This is a genomic window from ANME-2 cluster archaeon, from assembly GCA_014237145.1.
In the GTDB taxonomy this organism is placed as follows: domain Archaea; phylum Halobacteriota; class Methanosarcinia; order Methanosarcinales; family Methanocomedenaceae; genus Methanocomedens_A.
In genome coordinates, this window is sequence record JAAXOC010000010.1 from 15,539 (window position 1) to 36,045 (window position 20,507).

At 42.2% G+C, this 20,507-nt stretch carries 27 protein-coding genes, 2 tRNA genes and 1 pseudogene; 27 read left to right on the forward strand and 3 right to left on the reverse strand.

Features of this window, described 5'->3' with window-relative positions; genetic code table 11:
• Positions 1 to 63 precede the first annotated feature (63 nt).
• From HF974_01875 to HF974_01890, 4 genes are all read left to right on the forward strand, one after another.
• Positions 64 to 1,065 carry a PDZ domain-containing protein gene (locus tag HF974_01875; GenBank protein MBC2697092.1) on the forward strand — a complete coding sequence of 334 codons (1,002 nt, stop codon included), beginning with the start codon at positions 64 to 66 and terminating at the stop codon, positions 1,063 to 1,065.
• A 28-nt stretch (positions 1,066 to 1,093) separates the two neighbouring features.
• On the forward strand, positions 1,094 to 1,909 hold the full coding sequence (locus HF974_01880) for an alpha/beta hydrolase (protein ID MBC2697093.1): 816 nt from the start codon (positions 1,094 to 1,096) through the stop codon (positions 1,907 to 1,909).
• 64 nt (positions 1,910 to 1,973) lie between these two features.
• Positions 1,974 to 2,735, forward strand: coding sequence for a class I SAM-dependent methyltransferase (locus HF974_01885; protein ID MBC2697094.1), 762 nt, complete (start codon positions 1,974 to 1,976; stop codon positions 2,733 to 2,735).
• Positions 2,736 to 2,912: 177 nt separating this feature from the next.
• Positions 2,913 to 3,512, forward strand: a complete 600-nt coding sequence (locus HF974_01890; GenBank protein ID MBC2697095.1) for a hypothetical protein — start codon at positions 2,913 to 2,915, stop codon at positions 3,510 to 3,512.
• Positions 3,513 to 3,598: 86 nt separating this feature from the next.
• Here the strand turns inward: HF974_01890 and HF974_01895 are convergent, their stop codons facing one another.
• Positions 3,599 to 4,486, reverse strand: coding sequence for a DMT family transporter (locus HF974_01895; protein MBC2697096.1), 888 nt, complete (start codon positions 4,484 to 4,486; stop codon positions 3,599 to 3,601).
• A 241-nt stretch (positions 4,487 to 4,727) separates the two neighbouring features.
• Between HF974_01895 and HF974_01900 the strand changes: the two genes are divergently transcribed.
• The 14 genes from HF974_01900 to HF974_01965 all read left to right on the forward strand — a co-directional run bounded on the left by HF974_01900 (position 4,728) and on the right by HF974_01965 (position 14,627).
• Positions 4,728 to 5,600 carry a branched-chain amino acid ABC transporter permease gene (locus HF974_01900; protein MBC2697097.1) on the forward strand — a complete coding sequence of 291 codons (873 nt, stop codon included), beginning with the start codon at positions 4,728 to 4,730 and terminating at the stop codon, positions 5,598 to 5,600.
• Entirely contained in the window at positions 5,597 to 6,499 is a 903-nt protein-coding gene (locus tag HF974_01905; GenBank protein ID MBC2697098.1) for a branched-chain amino acid ABC transporter permease, read from the forward strand. Before HF974_01900 ends, HF974_01905 begins: the two co-directional genes overlap by 4 nt.
• Positions 6,492 to 7,238: an ABC transporter ATP-binding protein gene (locus HF974_01910; GenBank protein MBC2697099.1), complete on the forward strand. Its 747-nt coding sequence runs from the start codon at positions 6,492 to 6,494 to the stop codon at positions 7,236 to 7,238. The genes HF974_01905 and HF974_01910 overlap by 8 nt, the downstream gene beginning before the upstream one ends.
• Position 7,239: 1 nt before the next feature.
• Complete coding sequence (locus HF974_01915; protein MBC2697100.1) at positions 7,240 to 7,941, forward strand: ABC transporter ATP-binding protein; 702 nt, start codon at positions 7,240 to 7,242, stop codon at positions 7,939 to 7,941.
• A gap of 229 nt (positions 7,942 to 8,170) precedes the next feature.
• On the forward strand, positions 8,171 to 9,304 hold the full coding sequence (locus tag HF974_01920) for an ABC transporter substrate-binding protein (protein MBC2697101.1): 1,134 nt from the start codon (positions 8,171 to 8,173) through the stop codon (positions 9,302 to 9,304).
• A gap of 393 nt (positions 9,305 to 9,697) precedes the next feature.
• A complete protein-coding gene (locus HF974_01925; GenBank protein MBC2697102.1) occupies positions 9,698 to 10,096 on the forward strand; it encodes a nucleotidyltransferase domain-containing protein in 399 nt (132 codons plus the stop codon).
• Between the two features lie 252 nt (positions 10,097 to 10,348).
• The gene (fxsA, locus tag HF974_01930) at positions 10,349 to 10,756 is read left to right on the forward strand and encodes a membrane protein FxsA (protein ID MBC2697103.1); all 408 of its coding nucleotides are present in this window, start codon (positions 10,349 to 10,351) and stop codon (positions 10,754 to 10,756) included.
• A gap of 84 nt (positions 10,757 to 10,840) precedes the next feature.
• A complete protein-coding gene (locus HF974_01935) occupies positions 10,841 to 12,067 on the forward strand; it encodes a translation initiation factor IF-2 subunit gamma (protein ID MBC2697104.1) in 1,227 nt (408 codons plus the stop codon).
• A 15-nt stretch (positions 12,068 to 12,082) separates the two neighbouring features.
• A complete protein-coding gene (locus HF974_01940; GenBank protein MBC2697105.1) occupies positions 12,083 to 12,448 on the forward strand; it encodes a DNA-binding protein in 366 nt (121 codons plus the stop codon).
• 81 nt (positions 12,449 to 12,529) lie between these two features.
• A complete protein-coding gene (locus HF974_01945) occupies positions 12,530 to 13,108 on the forward strand; it encodes a DNA-directed RNA polymerase (protein MBC2697106.1) in 579 nt (192 codons plus the stop codon).
• A gap of 2 nt (positions 13,109 to 13,110) precedes the next feature.
• Positions 13,111 to 13,296, forward strand: coding sequence for a DNA-directed RNA polymerase, subunit E'' (locus HF974_01950; protein MBC2697107.1), 186 nt, complete (start codon positions 13,111 to 13,113; stop codon positions 13,294 to 13,296).
• A gap of 7 nt (positions 13,297 to 13,303) precedes the next feature.
• A complete protein-coding gene (locus HF974_01955; protein ID MBC2697108.1) occupies positions 13,304 to 13,849 on the forward strand; it encodes a DUF359 domain-containing protein in 546 nt (181 codons plus the stop codon).
• Between the two features lie 101 nt (positions 13,850 to 13,950).
• Complete coding sequence (locus tag HF974_01960) at positions 13,951 to 14,457, forward strand: hypothetical protein (protein MBC2697109.1); 507 nt, start codon at positions 13,951 to 13,953, stop codon at positions 14,455 to 14,457.
• A gap of 20 nt (positions 14,458 to 14,477) precedes the next feature.
• Positions 14,478 to 14,627: a 30S ribosomal protein S27ae gene (locus HF974_01965; GenBank protein MBC2697110.1), complete on the forward strand. Its 150-nt coding sequence runs from the start codon at positions 14,478 to 14,480 to the stop codon at positions 14,625 to 14,627.
• A 79-nt stretch (positions 14,628 to 14,706) separates the two neighbouring features.
• Here the strand turns inward: HF974_01965 and HF974_01970 are convergent, their stop codons facing one another.
• Positions 14,707 to 15,819, reverse strand: a complete 1,113-nt coding sequence (locus HF974_01970) for an ORC1-type DNA replication protein (GenBank protein MBC2697111.1) — start codon at positions 15,817 to 15,819, stop codon at positions 14,707 to 14,709.
• Positions 15,820 to 15,998: 179 nt separating this feature from the next.
• Here HF974_01970 and HF974_01975 point away from each other — a divergent pair.
• Together HF974_01975 and HF974_01980 are read left to right on the forward strand one after the other, a co-directional pair.
• Positions 15,999 to 16,075, forward strand: a tRNA-Lys gene (locus HF974_01975).
• A gap of 344 nt (positions 16,076 to 16,419) precedes the next feature.
• Entirely contained in the window at positions 16,420 to 16,527 is a 108-nt protein-coding gene (locus tag HF974_01980) for a hypothetical protein (GenBank protein MBC2697112.1), read from the forward strand.
• Positions 16,528 to 16,646: 119 nt separating this feature from the next.
• Here the strand turns inward: HF974_01980 and HF974_01985 are convergent.
• Positions 16,647 to 17,521: pseudogene (locus HF974_01985) on the reverse strand (circadian clock protein KaiC).
• 367 nt (positions 17,522 to 17,888) lie between these two features.
• Here HF974_01985 and HF974_01990 point away from each other — a divergent pair.
• The 7 genes from HF974_01990 (at position 17,889) to HF974_02020 (ending at position 20,503) form a co-directional block, all read left to right on the forward strand.
• Positions 17,889 to 18,254: a 50S ribosomal protein L18e gene (locus HF974_01990; protein ID MBC2697113.1), complete on the forward strand. Its 366-nt coding sequence runs from the start codon at positions 17,889 to 17,891 to the stop codon at positions 18,252 to 18,254.
• 11 nt (positions 18,255 to 18,265) lie between these two features.
• Positions 18,266 to 18,685 (forward strand): 50S ribosomal protein L13, encoded by a 420-nt coding sequence (locus HF974_01995; protein MBC2697114.1) that lies wholly within the window; start codon positions 18,266 to 18,268, stop codon positions 18,683 to 18,685.
• A gap of 15 nt (positions 18,686 to 18,700) precedes the next feature.
• Entirely contained in the window at positions 18,701 to 19,105 is a 405-nt protein-coding gene (locus HF974_02000; protein ID MBC2697115.1) for a 30S ribosomal protein S9, read from the forward strand.
• A 9-nt stretch (positions 19,106 to 19,114) separates the two neighbouring features.
• Positions 19,115 to 19,303, forward strand: coding sequence for a DNA-directed RNA polymerase subunit N (locus HF974_02005; GenBank protein MBC2697116.1), 189 nt, complete (start codon positions 19,115 to 19,117; stop codon positions 19,301 to 19,303).
• A tRNA-Pro gene (locus tag HF974_02010) sits at positions 19,303 to 19,377 on the forward strand. The genes HF974_02005 and HF974_02010 overlap by 1 nt, the downstream gene beginning before the upstream one ends.
• Before the next feature lie 202 nt (positions 19,378 to 19,579).
• Positions 19,580 to 19,807 (forward strand): DNA-directed RNA polymerase subunit K, encoded by a 228-nt coding sequence (locus HF974_02015; GenBank protein MBC2697117.1) that lies wholly within the window; start codon positions 19,580 to 19,582, stop codon positions 19,805 to 19,807.
• An 81-nt stretch (positions 19,808 to 19,888) separates the two neighbouring features.
• Positions 19,889 to 20,503, forward strand: coding sequence for a 30S ribosomal protein S2 (locus HF974_02020; protein ID MBC2697118.1), 615 nt, complete (start codon positions 19,889 to 19,891; stop codon positions 20,501 to 20,503).
• Positions 20,504 to 20,507: the final 4 nt, after the last annotated feature.

The following is a 20,507-nucleotide window of genomic DNA, read 5'->3' on the forward strand; positions in this document are numbered from 1 at the left end:
TTAAAATAATATTATATATTCGTAGAATCAGTGTTATTTTATAGATTATTCAGGATTGGTTTTATGATGGGATTTGATGAAACAGTAACCAGTGCCGTAGAGAAGGTTATACCCAGTGTGGTAAACATCAGCGAGGTCAAGCTGATAAAGGATGCCCACCTCCATGTGCATCCGGTACCGGGCGTGGGCTCAGGATTCATAATCGATTCGGAAGGCTGCATCCTGACCAATGCCCATGTGGTGCTGGGCTCCTCTGATATCAAAGTGACACTGGAGGACGGGAGGTCCTTCCCTGCACAGCTTCGCGGGATGGACACAATGATGGACCTGGCAGTGATCAATATTGCGGCCGTTGACCTGCCGGTACCTGAAATGGCAAAGAATAACAACTTAAAGATAGGACAAATGGCTATTGCAATAGGCAGTCCGCTGGGGCTTGTGGGCGGGCCTACCGTTACCGCAGGAGTGGTAAGCGCTATCGACCGGTCCATCCAGACCGAGATGACATTCATGGAGGGGCTGATACAGACCGATGCGGCCATCAACCCAGGTAACAGTGGCGTTCCCCTGATTAACAGCCAGGGCGTGGTGATCGGTGTGAATAGTGCAATTATACCTTTTGCCCAGGGTATAGGATTTGCCCTGCCCATCCAGCCCTCATTGTGGATTGCTGAACAACTGCGAGAGCATGGAGAGATAGTGCGCCCGTGGATAAGCATTAATGCAGTGGACATTAACCAGAAAATCATGAACTTCTACAACCTGCCCACTGACAAGGGTGTGGTTGTTACCAACGTGGTGAGCGGCAGTGAGGCTGATAAGGCGGGTATTGAGATGGCTGACATCCTCATCAATATGGACCACATCCAGATAAACAATGTCCAGGACATGATAAAAGTTATTAACAAGTATAATGTGGGTGATCCTATTGAGGTTGAGATGTTCAGGGGACAGGAGAAGATAACAGTCCGGCTTGTGCTTGAGAAGGCACCTGTACCCACAGCCCCGGCAGTGCGGGCCATCCCGCAGGTCCAGCCCATACCGTCCCCGGCCAGTCTGCCGTAGAGCTCCTCACTGATGGGTGCACTCCAGAATGATAAATGTTAGATATTATGGAAAAGAACCATTTCAAGTTGCTGTAATTCATGGCGGACCTGGAGCACCAGGTAGTGTTGCTGCAATTGCAAGAGAATTATCAAAGAATTATGGTGTATTAGAACCAATCCAGACCAAAACATCTCTCGAAGGGCAAGTATTGGAATTATACGGTGTCTTAAAGGCCTTTGGAGACTTACCCATTACGTTAATTGGACATTCCTGGGGAGCATGGTTAGCATATATCATAACAGCAAGATATCCTTCTTTGACAAATAAACTAATTCTCGTCGGCAGTGGTCCATTTGAAGAGAAATACGTCAAAAGTCTAAAAGAAAAAAGATTCAGCCGTTTGAACTCTAAAGAAAACAAAGATTTCCAATTTATTACAGATGAATTGAATTCTCCTGAAACAGAAGAACAGGAAAAAAAAATTATCAGGCTTGGCGAACTGGTATCAAAAACAGACAATTTCAAAACAATCGAAATTGAAACAGAAGAGCATGATAGAATTTTGGCTGAAGGAAATACATTTCAATTAGTATGGAACGAAGCATCAAAATTAAGAAAAACAGGATCACTTTTGGAATTTGGAAAACAAATTAAATGTCCTGTTGTTGCAATCCATGGAGATTACGATCCACATCCTGCAGAAGGAATACATACACCTTTAAAGAATGTTATAAAAGATTTTCGGTTTTACCTTATTAAAAAATGCGGGCATTCACCCTGGAAAGAACAATATGCTAACAAACGGTTTTATAAAATAATAAGAGAAGAAATAGATAGTATCCGATATACTGCTAAATTGTAAGGATATACGAACTCAGATATACCAGAGTTATGCGAAAGAGCAAGCTAAGACATGGAGAAATAAAATGAAACAATGGTATGAAACACTATTTGAAGACTATGGTAAAAAATATGATAATGAAAACTTTACACAAGGCACAATTGGTGAGTGTGATTTCATCGAAAAAGAAATTAATTATAATAAATCGCTAAGCATTATTGATATAGGATGTGGAACTGGCAGACACTCGATCGAATTAACAGAAAGGGGATACAAGGTTATAGGAATTGATTTGTCAGAATCACAATTGGAGCAAGCAAAAGCAAAAGCAAAAGCTCAAAACCTGCAAATAGATTTTCAAAAACATGATGCAAGGAATTTGCCATTTAAGAATGAATATGATTTGGCAATAATGCTCTGCGAAGGAGCGTTTCCATTAATGGAAACAGATGAACTGAATTATAAAATCCTCCGAAATGCAGCCAGTTCTTTAAAGGCTGCCGGCAAGCTGATTTTTACAACACTTAATGGATTATTCCCGTTGTTTCATTCAGTTGAGGAATTTTGTGCATCAACAACAGAAGAGGGAAATGCAACCAATAGTAAGAATACTTTTGATTTAATGACATTTCGGGATTTCAATATTACAACTGTAGAAGATGATTTTGGAAATAAGAAAGAATTGGAATGTAATGAAAGATATTATGTGCCTTCTGAAATTACATGGCTATTAAAATCACTCGAATTTAAAAAGATTGATATTTATGGAGCAAAACTCGGAGCCTTTTCAAGGAATGATAAACTTACAACTGAAGATTTTGAGATGCTGGTTATTGCTGAAAAATAATGGCTCACTCCTTCGCACAATAGCAGCTATACGACTCCGCTTCGTTTTTCCAAATTAGCTCCCGTGGTCTTAATTTTCATGTAGATGCACAACGTTAAATAAAATTCCGAACCCCCGCCTTTGTAAAACAAAGTTATTTAAAGGACGAAGTTACGTTATAAAAGGGGGTAAATAATAATGTCAACAATAACCCATTTTATAGTACCGGCAGATGACATGAAACGAGCGAAGAAGTTCTACGCAGAATTATTTGACTGGAATATTGAAAAATTTCCAGGACCAATAGATTACTATGCGATTACCACTACTGCTGAAAACGATGAGGAAGGTCTTGGTGGCGGATTGGTAAAAAGAGAAGAACCACAAGATACAATTGTCAACTATGTTGATGTTCCGTCAGTGGATGAGCATATTGCCAAAGTTGAAAAACTCGGCGGTAAAGTAGTTGTTCCCAAGACGACTATACCCGGTATAGGATATGCTGCGGTTTGTATTGACACGGAAAATAACGCCTTTGGACTCTGGGAATGTGATGAAGACGCAAAAATGAAACAATGTGAAAGTTGCGGGATGCCACTTGATGAAAAGACGGCATCCAAATTTGATGATAGGTATTGCATCCACTGTCAGGACCAGCAAAGCAGTGAGTTGGCGACTAAAGAACAGGTGAGGGAAGGAAGTGTAAATGCAGCGATGCAGTTTATGGGTAAAACGAGAGAGGAAGCCGAAAAAATGGCTGATGAAATGATGCCAGAACTACCTCGGTGGCGAGAATAAAGGAGGATCGGAACAAACATAGGGTTGTGGTTACATCCCTATTTTTCTCATTCTTGATTTTTCAATTTCAACCAGGATAGATATTTTCACTCATGAGCAATTTCCACTGGTCGCTCCCTGGAAATAATTACGGCACCAAGTAATATCAGTGCCCCGCCTGCCAGCATGGATGTGGTGACAGGTTCGCTGAGGATGAGGTAGGCAAAGACCACGGCACTGGCCGGCTCCAGCAGTGCTACGATGCTGGCGTTTTGTGCCCGTACCTGCATGAGGCCGCTAAGATAGAGCACCAGGGCCAGGGCAGTAGATATGAGGCCGAACAGGACAAGTACGGCCAGGTTGTCCAGCAGTACTTCTGCTGTGATAGCAACCGAATATGGGGAGAAGATCAGCAAGGTTATGAGCAGTGCCCATGCACCCTGGGTCGTACCTGTGTAGTAGTCCTTCAGGTATCTTGAGGTAATTATCATCCCACCGTATAACAGGCCTGACACCAGCCCGGCGGCAAGCCCGATGAGGTAGGTGTGATCCACATCTTGGAAAAGTGTATCTGGCCGGATGACCAGGATGACCCCGGTAATAGATATGGCCAGTGCAAAGATGCTCCTGCGGTTGATGTACTCTTTAAGCAGGAAGGGGGAGAGCAGGATGACGTAGACAGGAGCTGTGTAGAGTAGTAGTGCTGCAATTGAGACTGATGTATATTTTACCGATAAGAAGTAGGAGAGCATGGTGCCTGCCTGCATCAGGCCCAGCAGGAGGATATACTGTTTTTTTTGGCCGAGCCGAAGTTCGCTTAGGCGGCGGCAGCATGCGAAGAATAGAGCAATGGCAAAGAGACCGAACAGAAGCCGATAAAAAATGATAGAGCCAAGGGGCATCTGGGTGGTAAGTTTTACGAAGATACCGATAAGACCGAACAGGACGCCTGCGGTGGCGATCTGGATGTAGCCTTTGAGATGTGGGGGGAGCATGTGAAATTATAAGATAGTAATCATATAGATATTTAACACCATAACTTTGAGGTTAATATGCAACTGTTTTACCGATGATGAAGAATTAGAACTTAAATTATATAAAGTATGATAGCAATATAATTACTTCCAAAGGCAAACTTTAGCCAATGTTGGGATACAACCGAAATGTTAATTGACAATACAACATAAATATCTAGACAATCAAACATTTTCAATCAGAACTATACTGGAGAAACACATGAGTGTAGTTGCACAGTTGATTGTAAACGGGATTATTGCAGGGAGCACTTATGCATTGGTGGCAATAGGTCTTACTATGGTCTTTGGCATATTGCATTTCATTAACTTTTCACATGGTGAACTTGTGATGATCGGTGCCTATTTTACTTTTGCCCTGATATCTATGGAATTATCCCTTCCCATAGCCATTTCTATCGCTTTACTTCTGGTCGTACTTATAGGTTTGACCACGGATATTATGGTCTTCAAACCTCTTCGAAATCAGAAGGTAGACAGCCTGAGTCTCTTAATAGCTTCCATTGGTGTTTCAATAGTACTACAAAGCCTGGCACAGCTCTGCTGGGGGCGTGATATAAAAGTTTTTGACCTGCCGCCGGCAACACCCATAGAATTCTTTGGCGCCAGTATTACACTTGTTCAGATAGTGATGATATTCACAGCAGCAATAACAATGTTCCTCCTCTTTGCCTTTCTTAATTTTACCCGTATCGGAACAGCACTTCGTGCTACCTCTGACAATGAGGAAATGGCAAGAGTGGTAGGAATAGATAATGACCGGGTATTAATGGTGCTGTGGATAATCAGTTCATCATTTGCTGCAATTGGAGGCATACTTATCGGAATCAATACCAACCTGCAGATAGGTATGGGGCTGTTAATTCTGATTAAAGCACTTGCCGCCATAATAATTGGTTCAGTAGGTAATATCCGCGGTGCACTCATTGGCGGAATGGTGATAGGACTTACCGAAAACTTTGCACTCATTGCTCTTCCTTCCCAATATAAGGATGCTGTGGCGTTTACCATCATGATATTGGTGCTTCTGCTTAAACCTGAAGGCATATTTGGCTATAAGGAGAGGATCGGTTGATCGAATCATATTGCCTGCATGTCATTATACTGATTCTGATATATTCAATTCTGGCAATCAGTTTTAATATCCAGCTTGGCTATGGTAAGTTATTCAATCTATCGCATGTTGCTATGTTCGGTATTGGTGCATATACGTCTGCGCTGCTGACAGTGGACATGGGCGTGCCATATATCATTGGTCTCATCTGTAGCGGTTTAGCTGCGGTAATATTCATACTGCTTATTGGTATTCCTGCATTAAGGCTCAGAGGCGATTATTTTGCTATTGCCACGCTTGGTTTTGCCGAGATTATAAGACTTGTTTCCCATAATGAGCGCTGGCTCACCCACGGGCAGTTTGGTATTAGCAATATAGTTAGACCGGAAATATTTGGGATCAGTTTTAGTAGCTATGAATCTTTTACAATCTTTGCCCTGATATTTGTCCTGTTTACTTATTTATTCATGGAACGGTTGATTAAATCACCCTTTGGACGTGTGCTTAAGGGCATCCGTGAAAATGAGACCGCAGCAATAAATTTAGGCAAAAATACCTTTAAATTCAAACTCCAGACAATGATGATCTGCTCCTTCTTTGCAGGGTTAGCAGGAAGTCTGTACGCTCACTATATCCAGTATATAAGTCCAAAGGATTTTGGCATAACACCACTCATTAGTGTACTGGTAATGGTGGTTCTGGGTGGTATGGGCAACAATAAAGGTTCCATCCTTGGAGCTGCTATCTTGATACTGGTCCCCGAACTTTTACGATTTTCGGGTATGTCTTCAGACATCTATGGTCCTGTCCGGCAGCTTATAATCGGGCTAATACTTATTGTTCTTATTATAATTAGACCCCAGGGACTACTGGGAGAAAAAAGATTCATACATAAATCAGAGGCTGAACATAATGCTTAGCGTCTTAAATGTGACAAAGAGATTCGGTGGACTTACAGCACTGGACAATTGCACTATTAATGTTGAGAAAAAAGAGATATGTGGTCTTATCGGCCCTAATGGTTCAGGCAAGAGTACGCTGTTTAATGTGATCACAGGTTATTATCCGGCAGACAATGGTGAAATAAGTTATAATGAAACACATATCGAAAGTATGGCGCCCTATGATATAATCAATATGGGAATAAGTCGAACTTTCCAATTGCCGAATCTTTTTAAAAAAATGACCTTGATGGAGAATATGCTAATCGCTTCTAAAGCCCAGAAAGGTGAAAATATCTGGAGTGCCTGGTTTGGATTAGGTGTCAAACAGCAAGATTATGAGAATTATAAAAAAGCAATGGATCTGCTGGAGTTTTTTAATCTTGTTCAGTTGAGAAATGAATATGCAAGCAGCATAAGTTTCGGTCAGCAAAAACTCCTCGAACTTGCCAGGGCGCTCATGACAGATCCTGAGATTCTATTACTTGATGAACCCACAGGAGGTATAAATCCTGTCCTTGTCAATAAGATTATTGAATCGATTAAGGAAATGAGAGATAGAAACATTACGTTTTTGATCATTGAGCACAATATGAGTGTTGTTAGTAGGTTATGTGATAGGGTGTATGTACTTGATCATGGTAAAAATATTGCCATGGGTACGCCTGATGAAGTAAAAACAAATGAACGGGTAATTGAAGCCTATCTGGGCGTGTAGTATGCTGCTGGAATTGAGGGAAGTGATTTCAGGTTATGGAAATCTGGAAATCCTCCATGGTGTGGATATGGAAGTGGATAATGGCGAAATTGTATGCATAATAGGACCCAACGGTGCAGGTAAGAGTACGGTACTTAAGACAATTTTTGGTCTGCTCAAGCCTAAAGGTGGTACTATTTTTTTTGCAGGTGAACAGATAAAAGGAATTGATCCTCACCGTTTAATCAGGAAGGGAATTTCCTTTGTTCCTCAGGATAAAAATGTATTTCCTTCTCTCACTGTTGAAGAAAACCTTGCAATGGGAGCATATACCAGACCTAATATGGTGGAAAAGGGTAAAGAACTGGTTTTTTCTCGGTTCCCATCCCTATATGACAGAAGAGATATTCGAGCATGTTACTTAAGTGGTGGCGAGCGCAAGATACTGGCAATAGGAATAGCACTCATGCTTGAACCAGCATTGTTATTACTGGATGAACCATCAATGGGTCTTTCACCTAAATATAAAAAAGCTTTATTTGATAAAATCGCCGAAATTAACCAGGGTGGTATACCAATTCTGATTGTTGAACAAAATGCCTATAAAGCATTAAAAATATCCCACCGGGGGTATGTTCTGGATATGGGAAAAAACAAGTTCCAGGGAGAAAGTGGGGAATTGCTGGCAAATTCACAAATCAAGAAGCTTTACCTTGGTGGTTGACATCATTTCAATAATTTAAAATCGTAAGAAAAAGAAGGTTAATTCACCCTTTATCTCGGAAAAGGAGTGAGAAATTGGTTCTTGCTAGTAATTGTCAGATGGCTTCTATATTACTACAATAGTACATAAAACATTAGAAAGTTAAAGAATTTATATCAAGATACTGGCATTATCAGATAATTTTAAATAGTAAACATCACAAAGGAATTTAAAGTAAAGGGGGATTGTTATGACAATAAAGAATGTTTTTTCAATTTCGATAATCATTTCCATAATGGTACTGTTTATTGTATTATCCGGATGTGTGGAAGAGCCTGAAAAAGAAAAAACCGTAAATATTGGGGGTATACTTCCGTTAACCGGCGATTTGGGAGTGTACGGTCAAAATGTTAAAGATGGCGCAGAACTGGCGGTTGAAGAGATAAATGCTGCAGGTGGTATAAACGAGAAGCAGATTATATTCACATGCGATGATAACAGGGGTGAAGCTGCTGATACGGTAAGTGCCTTACATAAACTTGCGGACATGGATAAAGCCCCTGTCATACTGGGCGCTGTTGTAAGTACTAATACCCTGGCAATAGCACCGTTGGCCCAGGAAAAGGAGGTTGTATTAATCTCCATATCCACGTCACCCAAACTTTCTCAGTGGCAGGACGGCTATTTCTTCAGGGTCCTTGTATCTGATAGCTTTCAGGGAAAGGTCATGGCACAACTTGCCAGAGATTTGGGCTATACTGAAATGGGTGTCATGTATATCAATAATGAATATGGTGTTGGATTAAAGGATGTTTTTGTCGATGAATTCGAAGCCCTGGGAGGCACGGTATTAATTCAGGTACCACACGACGAAAGCAGGACAGATTTCAGATCAGAACTTACTAACCTGAAAGCAGAACATCCTCCTGCAGTGATGTTAGTGAGTTATGTGAAGGAAGCGTCCATAATCTTTAAACAGTCAACGGAACTTGGACTTGAAACACAATGGTTATGTTCGGAAACGCACAAATCCGATAAATTCATTGAACTGGTGGGAGATGCTGCCGAAGGCATATTGATCACTTATCCTGCCACTGATCCAAAATATAGTAACTTTAAGGCAGATTATAATGCTAAATATCATAAAGATCCAGGTATCTATGCCGCAGAGGGTTATGATATGATTAAAACTATTGCGATGGCAATGGAACAGGCGGGCAGTACAACCAACGCCACTGCCATCAAGTCGGCCATGAGGCAGATTGATTATAATGGACCATCAGGACATAAGGTATTTGATGAGTTTGGAGATGTTCCTGGAGTATATGATGTCTGGACCATCACTAACGGCACTTTTGAACTATATGATGTCAGTTTTTCTTAAAAATACTAAAATAATAATAAAGTATATGGGCAGCGTTTGTGTATGAGTCGATGCATAATGAATGGATTAAAAAGATATTAAATATACAGATTCGGATTGCTTTTACATATTTAAAAAGTGTACCCACAGGAGAGAGAAATGAGAAAAAATATTACTGATTTCTCATATCTTTTTTCAAACATGCAACCAGGTTGAAGGAGAATATCTTCATTGCCAGTATAGCTGTGATCTTATTTAGCTCTATAATTGGCAGGCCATCCAGGGGCCTTGGTTACAACATTTCACAGTAGTACGGAATAAATGATGAATAATATATGAAGTAAATGAATAGTCTAAAATCAAATACATGAAATGTTCAAAGATTTTATAAAGACTGTTTTACAATATACACATGTGGAAAACATCTCAAAAATACTGGAAAAAGAACCTGACATCCTCTTTGCCTACCTTTTCGGGTCACATGCAAAGAACACAATGCACAAAAAAAGCGATATAGACATTGCCGTCCATTTAAAGGACCCATCCCTCTTAGAAGAGGACCCCCTATATCCCTCCAGACTTGCAATAAAGATTGAAAAGGCACTATCTGAAAAAAAAGTGGTAGACCTCAGGATCCTTAACGGCTCTACCATCAGGTTTAAAAGTCAGGTAATAAAACATGGAAAACCTATCTATTCAAGGGACGAGAAAAAACGCATAGAATTTGAAACATCGTCCCTTACACAATATTATGATTTCAAACCATATTACGAAGTATATGATACAGCAAGGAAGGCCAGGCTTGGAATATGATAAGCAGTGACGTGATTAATGCAAAGATTGATCTGGTGGACCAGAACATCCGCCCTGCGGGCATACATACTATCAGCCATATATCACAACCCATTCAAAGGCAGTTATCCTTCTTGATTAAGTAATATCCCCTGCATTCTACCCGCCCATCTGGCAATCATTAAGGCATATAAGTGCCGCCGGATTTATTATCCTTGAACCACAAATACACACCAATCCACTATAAACCCACATATAAGGAAACACCACACCATGTTCTTAACCTTACTGGCCCTGTTCGTAATAGTACCCTTTGTAGAACTCTACATACTCATCGAACTCGGGAAAAGCATCGGAGCCTTACCTACCCTGGGCATTGTAGTCATAACAGGCATAGCCGGGGCCGCCCTGGCAAAACACCAGGGACTGGGTGTATGGCAGCGCATCCGGACTGAATTATCCTATGGGCACATGCCCGGGGATGTCCTGTTCGACGGCATGCTCGTGCTTATTGGGTCGATCCTGCTACTCACACCAGGTATACTGACCGATATTACAGGGTTCATATTACTGATACCATCCGGCAGGTTCATGGTAAAGAAGTACGTAAAAGCCTGGGTCGACAAAAAGCTGCAATCAGGTCAGATGACATATTACACACATACGAATGGTGAATATTGAGCACAATGTAAGTTATTAAATATGAAGAGTACCACTATAAGGCATCATCATTCCCAATTATTTATCATTGGAGGAAACATATAATTGAAACAACCTTCCGTTAACATCGGCATCGTGGGCCATGTTGACCACGGCAAGACCACCCTTGTAAGTGCCCTGTCCGGCGTATGGACAGACAAGCACAGTGAGGAAATAAAGCGCGGCATCTCAATCCGTTTAGGCTATGCAGATGCCACATTCATGAAATGCCCGAAATGCCTGCATCCCGATAGTTATACAGTTGCTGAAAAATGTGAACACTGCGGTAAAAATACAGAACCAATCAGGACCATATCATTTGTAGACTCACCCGGTCACGAGACCCTTATGGCCACAATGCTCTCAGGTGCTGCCATAATGAACGGTGCTGTCCTGGTAATTGCGGCCAATGAACAATGCCCGCAACCCCAGACCAAGGAACACCTGATGGCACTGGACATAATCGGGATCAATAACATTGTAATAGTCCAGAATAAGATCGACCTTGTAAGCAAGGACGATGTGATAGAGAACTATCATCAGATATTGGATTTTGTAAAAGGTACAGTGGCAGAAGGTGCGCCTGTCATTCCCGTTTCTGCCCAGCAGAGTGTTAATATGGACATACTGATACAGGCTATAGAAGAACATATCCCCGCCCCGGAACAGATACTGGATAAACCTGCCAGGATGCTTATTGCCCGTTCCTTTGACGTTAATAAACCAGGCTCCAAACCCGGCAAGATAACGGGCGGCGTTATAGGCGGGACCCTGAGTTTGGGAACCCTTAAATCCGGTGATAATATTGAAATAAGACCTGGCCGGAAGGTAGAATCGGGAGGGACAGTCAGGTGGGAATCCATCCTGACCACTATTATCAACATTATGGCAGGTAGTGAAAAAGTAGAAGAGGCCACGCCAGGCGGTTTGGTAGGCGTAGGAACCAAACTTGATCCATCGATCACAAAAAGTGATAGTCTTGTAGGTCAAGTGGCAGGCAAGCCTGATACTCTGCCCCCTACACGGGATAAATTCCTCATGAAAGTAAGGTTGTTAGAACGTGTTGTAGGTTCAGCCGATGAACTGGTAATAGAACCGATTCATTCCAATGAACCGCTTATGCTCAATATAGGCACTGCCACCACAGTTGGCGTAGTGACCAGTGTACGTAAGGATATTGTTGAGGTCAAACTGAAAAGACCGGTCTGCGCAGATTTTGAAGACAATGTGGCGATCAGCAGAAGGGTCGGTGCCAGGTGGAGACTCATCGGTTCCGGTATCATAAACGAATGAACCTGATGATATAATATGAAAGTTATAATAGATACTAATGCATTCATGGTCCCGGTCCAGTTCGGTCTGGATATCTTCAAGGAACTTGGGCGTCTTGGTTTCAAGGATTTTATTGTTCCTTCATCAGTGACCAGGGAACTGAATGGTATAAAGAAGTTTGCCAGGGGTAAAGATAAAATGTCTGCGAACGTTGGTCTCGGACTGGCCCGGGATTGCAGTGAGATAATTACAGAAGGGAATGCAGATGACGCAATAGTGAAATTAGCCATGGAAGAGAAGGCAGCGGTTTTTACCAATGATGCGGAACTTAAGAAAAGATTATGTAGTAAGGACATCACAATAGTGTACTTACGCGGAAAGGATCATCTTGAAATAATGTAAGATGTTCGTTGTGATACATATTTTAGATCCATAAACATAATTAACTAAACACATTAACTATAGAAATCAGAGGATTATTGAATGTACAATAAGGTGAGACTGGCAGATACAGTGCGCATTGCTCCTGAACTGCTGGGGGATGATGTTAAAAATGCAGTCCGGATTGCTTTGATCGATAAGTTGGAAGGGGAGATCGATAAGACATTAGGTGCCATTGTTGCCATTATAGATGTGGTTGAAGTAGGTGACGGTCATATTCTTGCCGGTGATGGTGCAGTTTATTATGATGCTACTTTTGACGCTATAGTTTTTAAGCTTGAACTGCAGGAGATCATAGAAGGCAGTGTTGTTGAGATTGTTGAGTTCGGCTCTTTTATAGGTATAGGACCTATGGACGGGCTTGTCCATGTGAGCCAGATAACTGATGAATATATTTCATTTGATTCCAAGAATGCCCGTCTTGTAACAAAGGAAAGCAACAGGTCACTGTCTGAAGGAGACCATGTGCGTGCCAGGGTCGTTGCATTAAGCATAAACGAACGTGAGCCGCGGGACAGTAAGATCGGCCTGACCATGCGGCAGCCTGCACTTGGTAGAATCGAGTGGATCAAAGAGAACATGACGGTCAAAGAGAAAGAAGAGTCTGCGGAGGCTAAGTAGACTTGACCGAACAAGCCTGCCGTGAGTGCCACAGGATTGTAACCGGTTCGACCTGTAGCGTTTGTGGTTCTAATTCATTAAGCACTGACTGGAGTGGATTTGTAGTGATCATTGATCCATCCCGCTCCTGCATTGCTAAAAAGCTTAATATCAACATTCGCGGAAAATATGTGCTGAAGGTACGGTAGTGACCATATGCCCGAAACCATCCTTGGCAAGAGATTCTGCCTTCCTGATTCCATGCGTGTCGAGATGCGTAAGCAGTTCGGGGTCCTGTATCGCGGGGATGAAGGAGATACTACCAGGCAGATGCTCGTTGATATGGGCAGCCCTGCCAAACTTATTGCCATAGGAGATATTTCCACTTTCAACCTACTCCAGTGTGGGACAGTGCCAGATATATCTGTTATCGATGAAAAAACACACAGGAAGCCTGCTGGTGTTGACATAATTGAAGGTATCAGGCACTCGAATTTTCGTGATGTAAATGTTACAAACCCGCCAAGCTTCGTAGAACCCGAACTGGTATCGGCTTTATCTGATGCAATGGATGCGGATGTCCCGGTGCAGATCATGGTTCATGGCGAAGAAGACCTGGCAGCACTACCGGCTATAGTGCTTGCACCCGTGTCATCTGTGGTGATCTACGGGTTGCCTGATGAAGGGGGCATTATGGTCACTGTCACACCAGAGGTTAAGGACCGGATAAATGATATGCTTGATAAGATGAAGTGTGATTAAAGATATAAACCATTGAAGATGTTAAAGGACAGAAAAATACATATTTCATGATATAATTAAGGAAAGCAAGATATTTATGATATCGAAACGGAGGATTCAATTTGGAGATTAATATTACAAAAGACTGGGAAAACACATTATTAGACCGTAAAGAGATTACGTTCAACATATCCCATACTGGTGCAACCCCTTCCAGGGATGAGATCAAGAATAAATTGGTTGCGCAACTCAACTCCCGGCATGAACTGGTGATCGTTAATAAGATCAGGACAGAATATGGCACCCAAAGTACCACTGGATATGCAAAAATATATTCAGATGTGGACAGGGCAAATGAAATAGAGAATAAATATATCCTGAAACGAAACGAGCTAAAACCTATTGAAGAGACCGAGAAGCAGGCTGAGGAAGAACCCGCCGAACCACCGGAAGAATCAACCGGGGAAGAAGCTGATGCTGAAGAACCGATAGTATCAGCAGAAGAAGTAGGCGAAGAAGAACCCGCCGAATCACCGGAAGAATCAACCGGAGAAGAAGCTGTTGCTGAAGAACCGATAGCAGAAGAAGCAGCAAGCGAAGAACCGACAGAAGAAGAACCCGTTGAGTAAAATTAGATAAGGTGATCACAATGGCCGTACATAATTATTACGAGGTTTCAGATAATTCGATAAAGAGGTTAAGACAGTCCTGTCCCCGCTGCGGTGACGGGTTCTTTCTTGCCGATCATAAGGATAGACTGACCTGCGGTAAGTGCAATTATACTGAGTTTAAAAAATAATTGCACATTTTTTTCACACTGATTTATTATTTAGTATAGTTTCCAGTGGAAATACCGGACATGTCCAAACAGGTCATGTTTATGACAGTCTTTTTGTTATTTCGTCTGCACTGTACCGCAGGGTGATGATGCGACTTCTGCCCCTGGTACCTTTCCCTGTGAAACTGGCATTTATTAATTTTAAGGCTGACAGTTTTTCCAGGGTCTCGTAATACCTGGTATAACCAAGGCCTGTATTATCGTGGAACTCGTTATACAGTTCACCGGTTTTGATCTCGGCGTGCTTGCATATAAGTTCCAGCAGGGTTTTCTCTTCATTTTTTAATGACTTTAACAGGTATGTGAGGTGCACCAGCCTTGAGGTCTCGTAGGCTTTGTCCACATCTTCAAGTTCGATGGTACGGGATGCCCGCCTTTCGGCATTGAGACCTGAGCGTTTGAACAGGTCAATACCTACCCTCAGATCGCCAAGCAATTCTGTATATTCCACAACTTTTTCCAGCACATCGGTGCCGACCACGTCATTGTAGAACCCCAGTTTGTTCCTGTTTTTAAGGATGTCCCGTATCTCATCGCCTGTATATCTGGGGAACTTTATCTCTTCTGCCAGGAGGACTGATTCCACTTTCGGATCAAAATGAAATCCTATGCCGGTATCGCTTAATATGTTGATCACACCTATGCGGGCACCGGGATTTGTTTCATGGGCGCGCAGCAGCGAATAGAGCACTTTGTCATGTTCACCTTCATGCATAAGGTAGTTGATATCATCCAGGACGGCAACCAGTATCTTTTTTTCATCTGCCAGATGACTGGTTATTTTTTCATTGATCTTCTGGAATGAGACACCTGAGGACGGGGGGGCTATATTGAACAGTTTTTTATATATCCGTGAGTAGACAGTAAACCGGGTGGAATTGGTCTGGCAGTTGATATGAACGGGAATTACCTTTGGTGTGGATTTCTCGATCTCCTCGAATAGTTTGTGTATTGCCGTGGTCTTGCCAGTGCCAGGAGGACCTATACAGAAAGCATTGACGGGTCTTGCGCCGCGCATAGCAGGCCGGACACAGTACATGAGTGCCTGCATCTGGGACTCACGGTGGACGAAGTATTCCGGTATGTGGTCAAGCTCAAATAAGTCCGGATCCTTGAAAAGTGTTTCATCCCACATAAGAAGGTCTTTGTTCATATCACTAATTTTCCGATTTTTTGTTTGCTATATATTCCATATTGATGTATAAATTAGTTATTAATAAGTTTCTGTGAAAAGTTCGTTTTCTACATTTTTTATAGCGTATAGCAATGTTTCATGCACCGTCTACGAAACGTATATATCATGATAATATAATTATGAGAAAGCTTCAGTACGGGCTGGTAGCTTAGACAGGCAGAGCGATGGACTCTTAATCCATCGGCCAGGGGTTCAAATCCCTTCCAGCCCGCCAAATCCCTAATTTTTTTCAACGTGTAGTAAAGTATATACTTTCCCGTAGGCTTAGAAAATGCGAAAAAAGTGAGCATTTTCTTTATAAGCAAACCACAGCCAAACAAAAACTTCAAGTTGGACAACGCGGATTCGAACAGCAATCCAGGCGCCTAAAATGCCCAAGGATTGGCCAGGCTTCCCGCTGTCCTCTCATCAACATGTGCGAGCGCAGTTGGCCGTTGGAAGTGCATGCGCATGCTGGTGACACTGGAAAGGATACTATGGAAGGAACGTATGGTATGTACATATGGAGATGTGAGACATGCGGCGTAAAATGTTTACCTGCAGGCGGTCTGGCTGGGTATGGGGACTGTGGTTATAGGGGCCTTTGATGATGATGCGGCAGATAGGCTGTTGCACATGGAGGATGATGAGCGGGCGATGTATATTATGTCTGTGGGGAGGAGGTGAGTTGTGAAGGAAAGCGGGTGCGGTATGGAGGAATTAGGTTGGGGTATATATCGTATTTTTTCGAGATTAATTTCATGCTCTGAGTAAAAATTCCAGAGTGAAATTTAATGCAAAATCGTTTAGGGGCTATAGACCGATGAATGTTTTTTTAACGCCTTTGCAAGACCGCCCGGACTTTTAATTTCAATTCCCTTGTCTGTAAAAATAAAATGCTGAGAGGTCTCATTGATCTTCGTTAATCGCATTTTCTGGATTTCAACAAAATAGGTTTTTTGCACATCCAGTTCATTTGTTAATTTTTTATCAAAGAAAAGAATACCATCAGCCATAAAATCAAAATCATCAAATTCCTTTACCTCAAGACCGTGTTTTTTTTCTGTGATTGCAAGGCATGTGATCTTTTTCTCTTTGATCACTTTGATAATATTCCGCAACTCTGAAGATTTTCTTATGTCTGTAATATCAGAAAAAATATTCAGCGAATCAAAGACAATTCGTTTTGGTTTGAAGGTGTCAATTATCTCAATAATCTCTTCAGTTGAGAGCATGGTGAATCCAAATATCTCCAGATACCCCTTCTCCAGGTATTTTCCAATGTCCTACCCATAACGAACGGACTGTTTAATAAGCTGCTCGACCTTTTCTTCGAACGAGAAAAAAATGCATTTTTCATTTTTCTTTATCCCTTCAAGCAGGAACTGCATGGAAAATGTGGTCTTGCCTGTGCCTGGTGTGCCTGTTGCTACAACAATAAAGCCCTCTGGTATGCCACACCCTCTACGAGGTCATCAAAACCGTATATCCCTGTTTTTACTCTTTTAATGACCTTGCTAATAGTCTGGGTATCGACTTTTTCATTAAAGCGGAGTTTGTCCATGCCCAGCAGTGCACGCTCCAGCACGATGTTCTTGGCGCCCAGCTCTTGCTCATAGCGTTTGAGGACGCTCATGGCCTCTGTGCTCAGGGTGGTGTGTATGGGGTGCTTTGTGCGCATGGTGTGTGGGTACTATAAAGGGTTTGTCGGGGTTTTGATGGAATTGATGATCAATCCATCTATAGAATTGAATGGGATTATATAAAAAAGTTTATTTGTAAAAAAATTGCAATATTTATTAAACTTGGGTTTCAACTGAAAAAACCCCATACATAACAAATTATTTATATTGACAAGTAATATGAAGCCGTCGTAGTATTAAGTAATTAATATAACTCACAGATGCATCAGAGTTAATTTGGTTTTAATTTCCAAATAACCTGACCGTAGGGATTTGAATATCCTATGGCGTATGGGCCGTACAGACCCGAACGCAGCGAATCTGCGTGAGTCAGGCCCTTTTCAGGGTCATACGGAGGAACAACAATTGAGCAAAATAATCAGAAAAACAAATCCACGCATAGTAGGCCTTATCAGCGACCTCAAGGCCTTATCCCGCGAAAATAAAGTGAATATATGGCGGGACATTGCAAGGCGTCTTGAACGCCCCACAAGGAATTATTCTGAAGTGAACCTTAGCAAGATCAACAGATATTCCAGTGAAGATGAAACTGTTATCGTGCCGGGAAAAGTATTGAGTTCCGGTAACATCGAACATAAGGTAATAGTAGCTGCACTGGACTTTAGCGAAAGTGCAAAGGAAAAGATCACGAATAAAGGGGGGTCCTGCCTTAACATCGAGGACCTGGTTAAAGAGAACCCCAATGGTTCCGGTGTGAAGATAATGCAGTGAGGTGCGGTGAAATGACAATTATAGACGCAAATGGAATGATACTGGGCAGGCTTTCCAGTGTTGTAGCCAAAAGGCTTCTTGAAGGTGAAGAGATATTCATCGTAAATGCCGAGAAAGCTGTAATTTCCGGTTCAAAGATTGCCACATTTGGTGAATACAAACAGGCCGTTGACAGGGGCAATAGAGAATTCGGGCCATACTTCCCGAGACGCTCTGACCACATAATAAAAAGAACAATACGAGGTATGCTGCCATATAAAAGAGCAAGAGGCAAGGATGCCATGTCAAGACTGAAAACCTTTATCGGGGTGCCAGATGCAATGAGCAGTGAAGAGAAAGTATCCATTGCTGAAGCTAATATGAATAAATTGAGCTCTGTCAAGTATATCAGGCTTGAGGAACTTAGCAAACGACTGGGTGCTAAATCCTAATCAGGAGGAAGATGAATGGTCAAGATCATCAATACATCAGGAAAAAATAAGACTGCCATTGCCAGGGCCAAGATCACAGAAGGCGTAGGCCGCATAAGGGTTAACAAAAAACCCATAGAAATATACGAACCAGAAATAGCAAGACTCAAGATACTGGAAGCTGTAGCCTTTATGAGTGATAATGTAACCTCAAAGATCGACATTGATGTAAATGTACGTGGCGGGGGTATCATGGGTCAGGCAAATGCAGTCAGGACTGCCATTGGAAAGGGTATCGTTGAATGGACCGGGGACCTGGCAGTGAAGGACGCAATGCTTGCTTATGACAGGAGCCTTCTGGTCAATGATTCAAGACAGAAGGAAACAAAGAAGTTCGGTGGACCAGGTGCAAGAGCCAAGTCCCAGAAATCATATAGATGAGCCATTAAAATGATTCCGGTAAGATGTTTCACATGTGGGAAGGTCATTGCCAGTTCATGGGAAGAGTATGAGAGACGCGTGTCAGAATTCGAGAATCCGGGAAAAGTCCTGGACGACCTTGGTATCGATAGATATTGCTGCCGCAGGATGCTGCTCTCCCACATAAAACTGGTGGAAACCTTCGCCCCATACCAGTAGGGGTTGTAGGGTAGCCTGGACCATCCTACGGCGTTCGGGACGCCGCAACCTGAGTTCGAATCTCAGCAACCCCATTCAGGTTTCCATAATTATCCAAAACCCTCAAAAGGAAAATCAACATGCAATGTACAGAATATGTAACCATTCCCGGAGGGACTCCGGGAGCAAATGTATTAGTGTAAGGTATTAGTGTAAGGTATTAGTTAAACGTATTAGTTGAGCGTATTAGTTGAGCGTATCAGTTAAACGTATCAGTTTTATGCTGTCATTCAAAGTATGCAGTCACTCCTATTTATTTTTGAGGTGAAACAATTGAACGAAGATAAATTAACCCGTTATGAACGTGCACGCATCATAGGCGCACGTGCTTTGCAGATATCAATGGGGGCACCTGTGCTTCTGGAAGATGATTCAGGCGAGCCTATAGAGATTGCATTACGGGAACTTAAAATGGGAACAATCCCGGTAACGGTCAAACGGTTGAACGAAGCGAAATCAAATTAGGATATTAAATGATAATAATGCAACAAAGTAGTAATTGAATGATAATGATGATGAGTATAATATAATTTCAAAGGTGTAAAAATGGAAAGTGATATTGAAGTAGTAAAAGACGCCGGTTACGATTCCATAGTCCCTCTGGACGAATTCCTTGCAGCCGGTATCCATATCGGTACCCAGCAGAAGACAAAGGATATGATGAAGTTTGTCTACAGGGTAAGGACAGATGGGCTTTATGTGCTGGACATACAGTCCACAGATGAAAGAATACGATTGGTAGCAGCAATGCTTGCAAAATATGATCCCACTAAGATATTGATCGTGTCTGCAAGACAGTACGGGCATCATCCTGTCAAGATGCTGGCAAAGACCATCGGTGCTAAGGCCATAGTAGGCCGGTTCATACCAGGGACACTTACAAATCCGAGCCTGGATTTATATACGGAACCGGATATTGTGGTGGTAACAGACCCACATGGAGATAGCCAGGCGATCAAGGAGGCAGTGAGTATCGGCATTCCGGTTGTTGCACTGTGTGATACTAACAACTCAACCTCTAACGTTGACTTGATAATTCCTACTAACAATAAAGGGCGAAAGGCCCTTTCACTGGTATATTACCTGATAGCAAAGCAGACCACTGCATTAAAAAGCATCCCCTTTAATTACAAGTTAGAGGATTTTGAAACAGAGCTATAAGTAA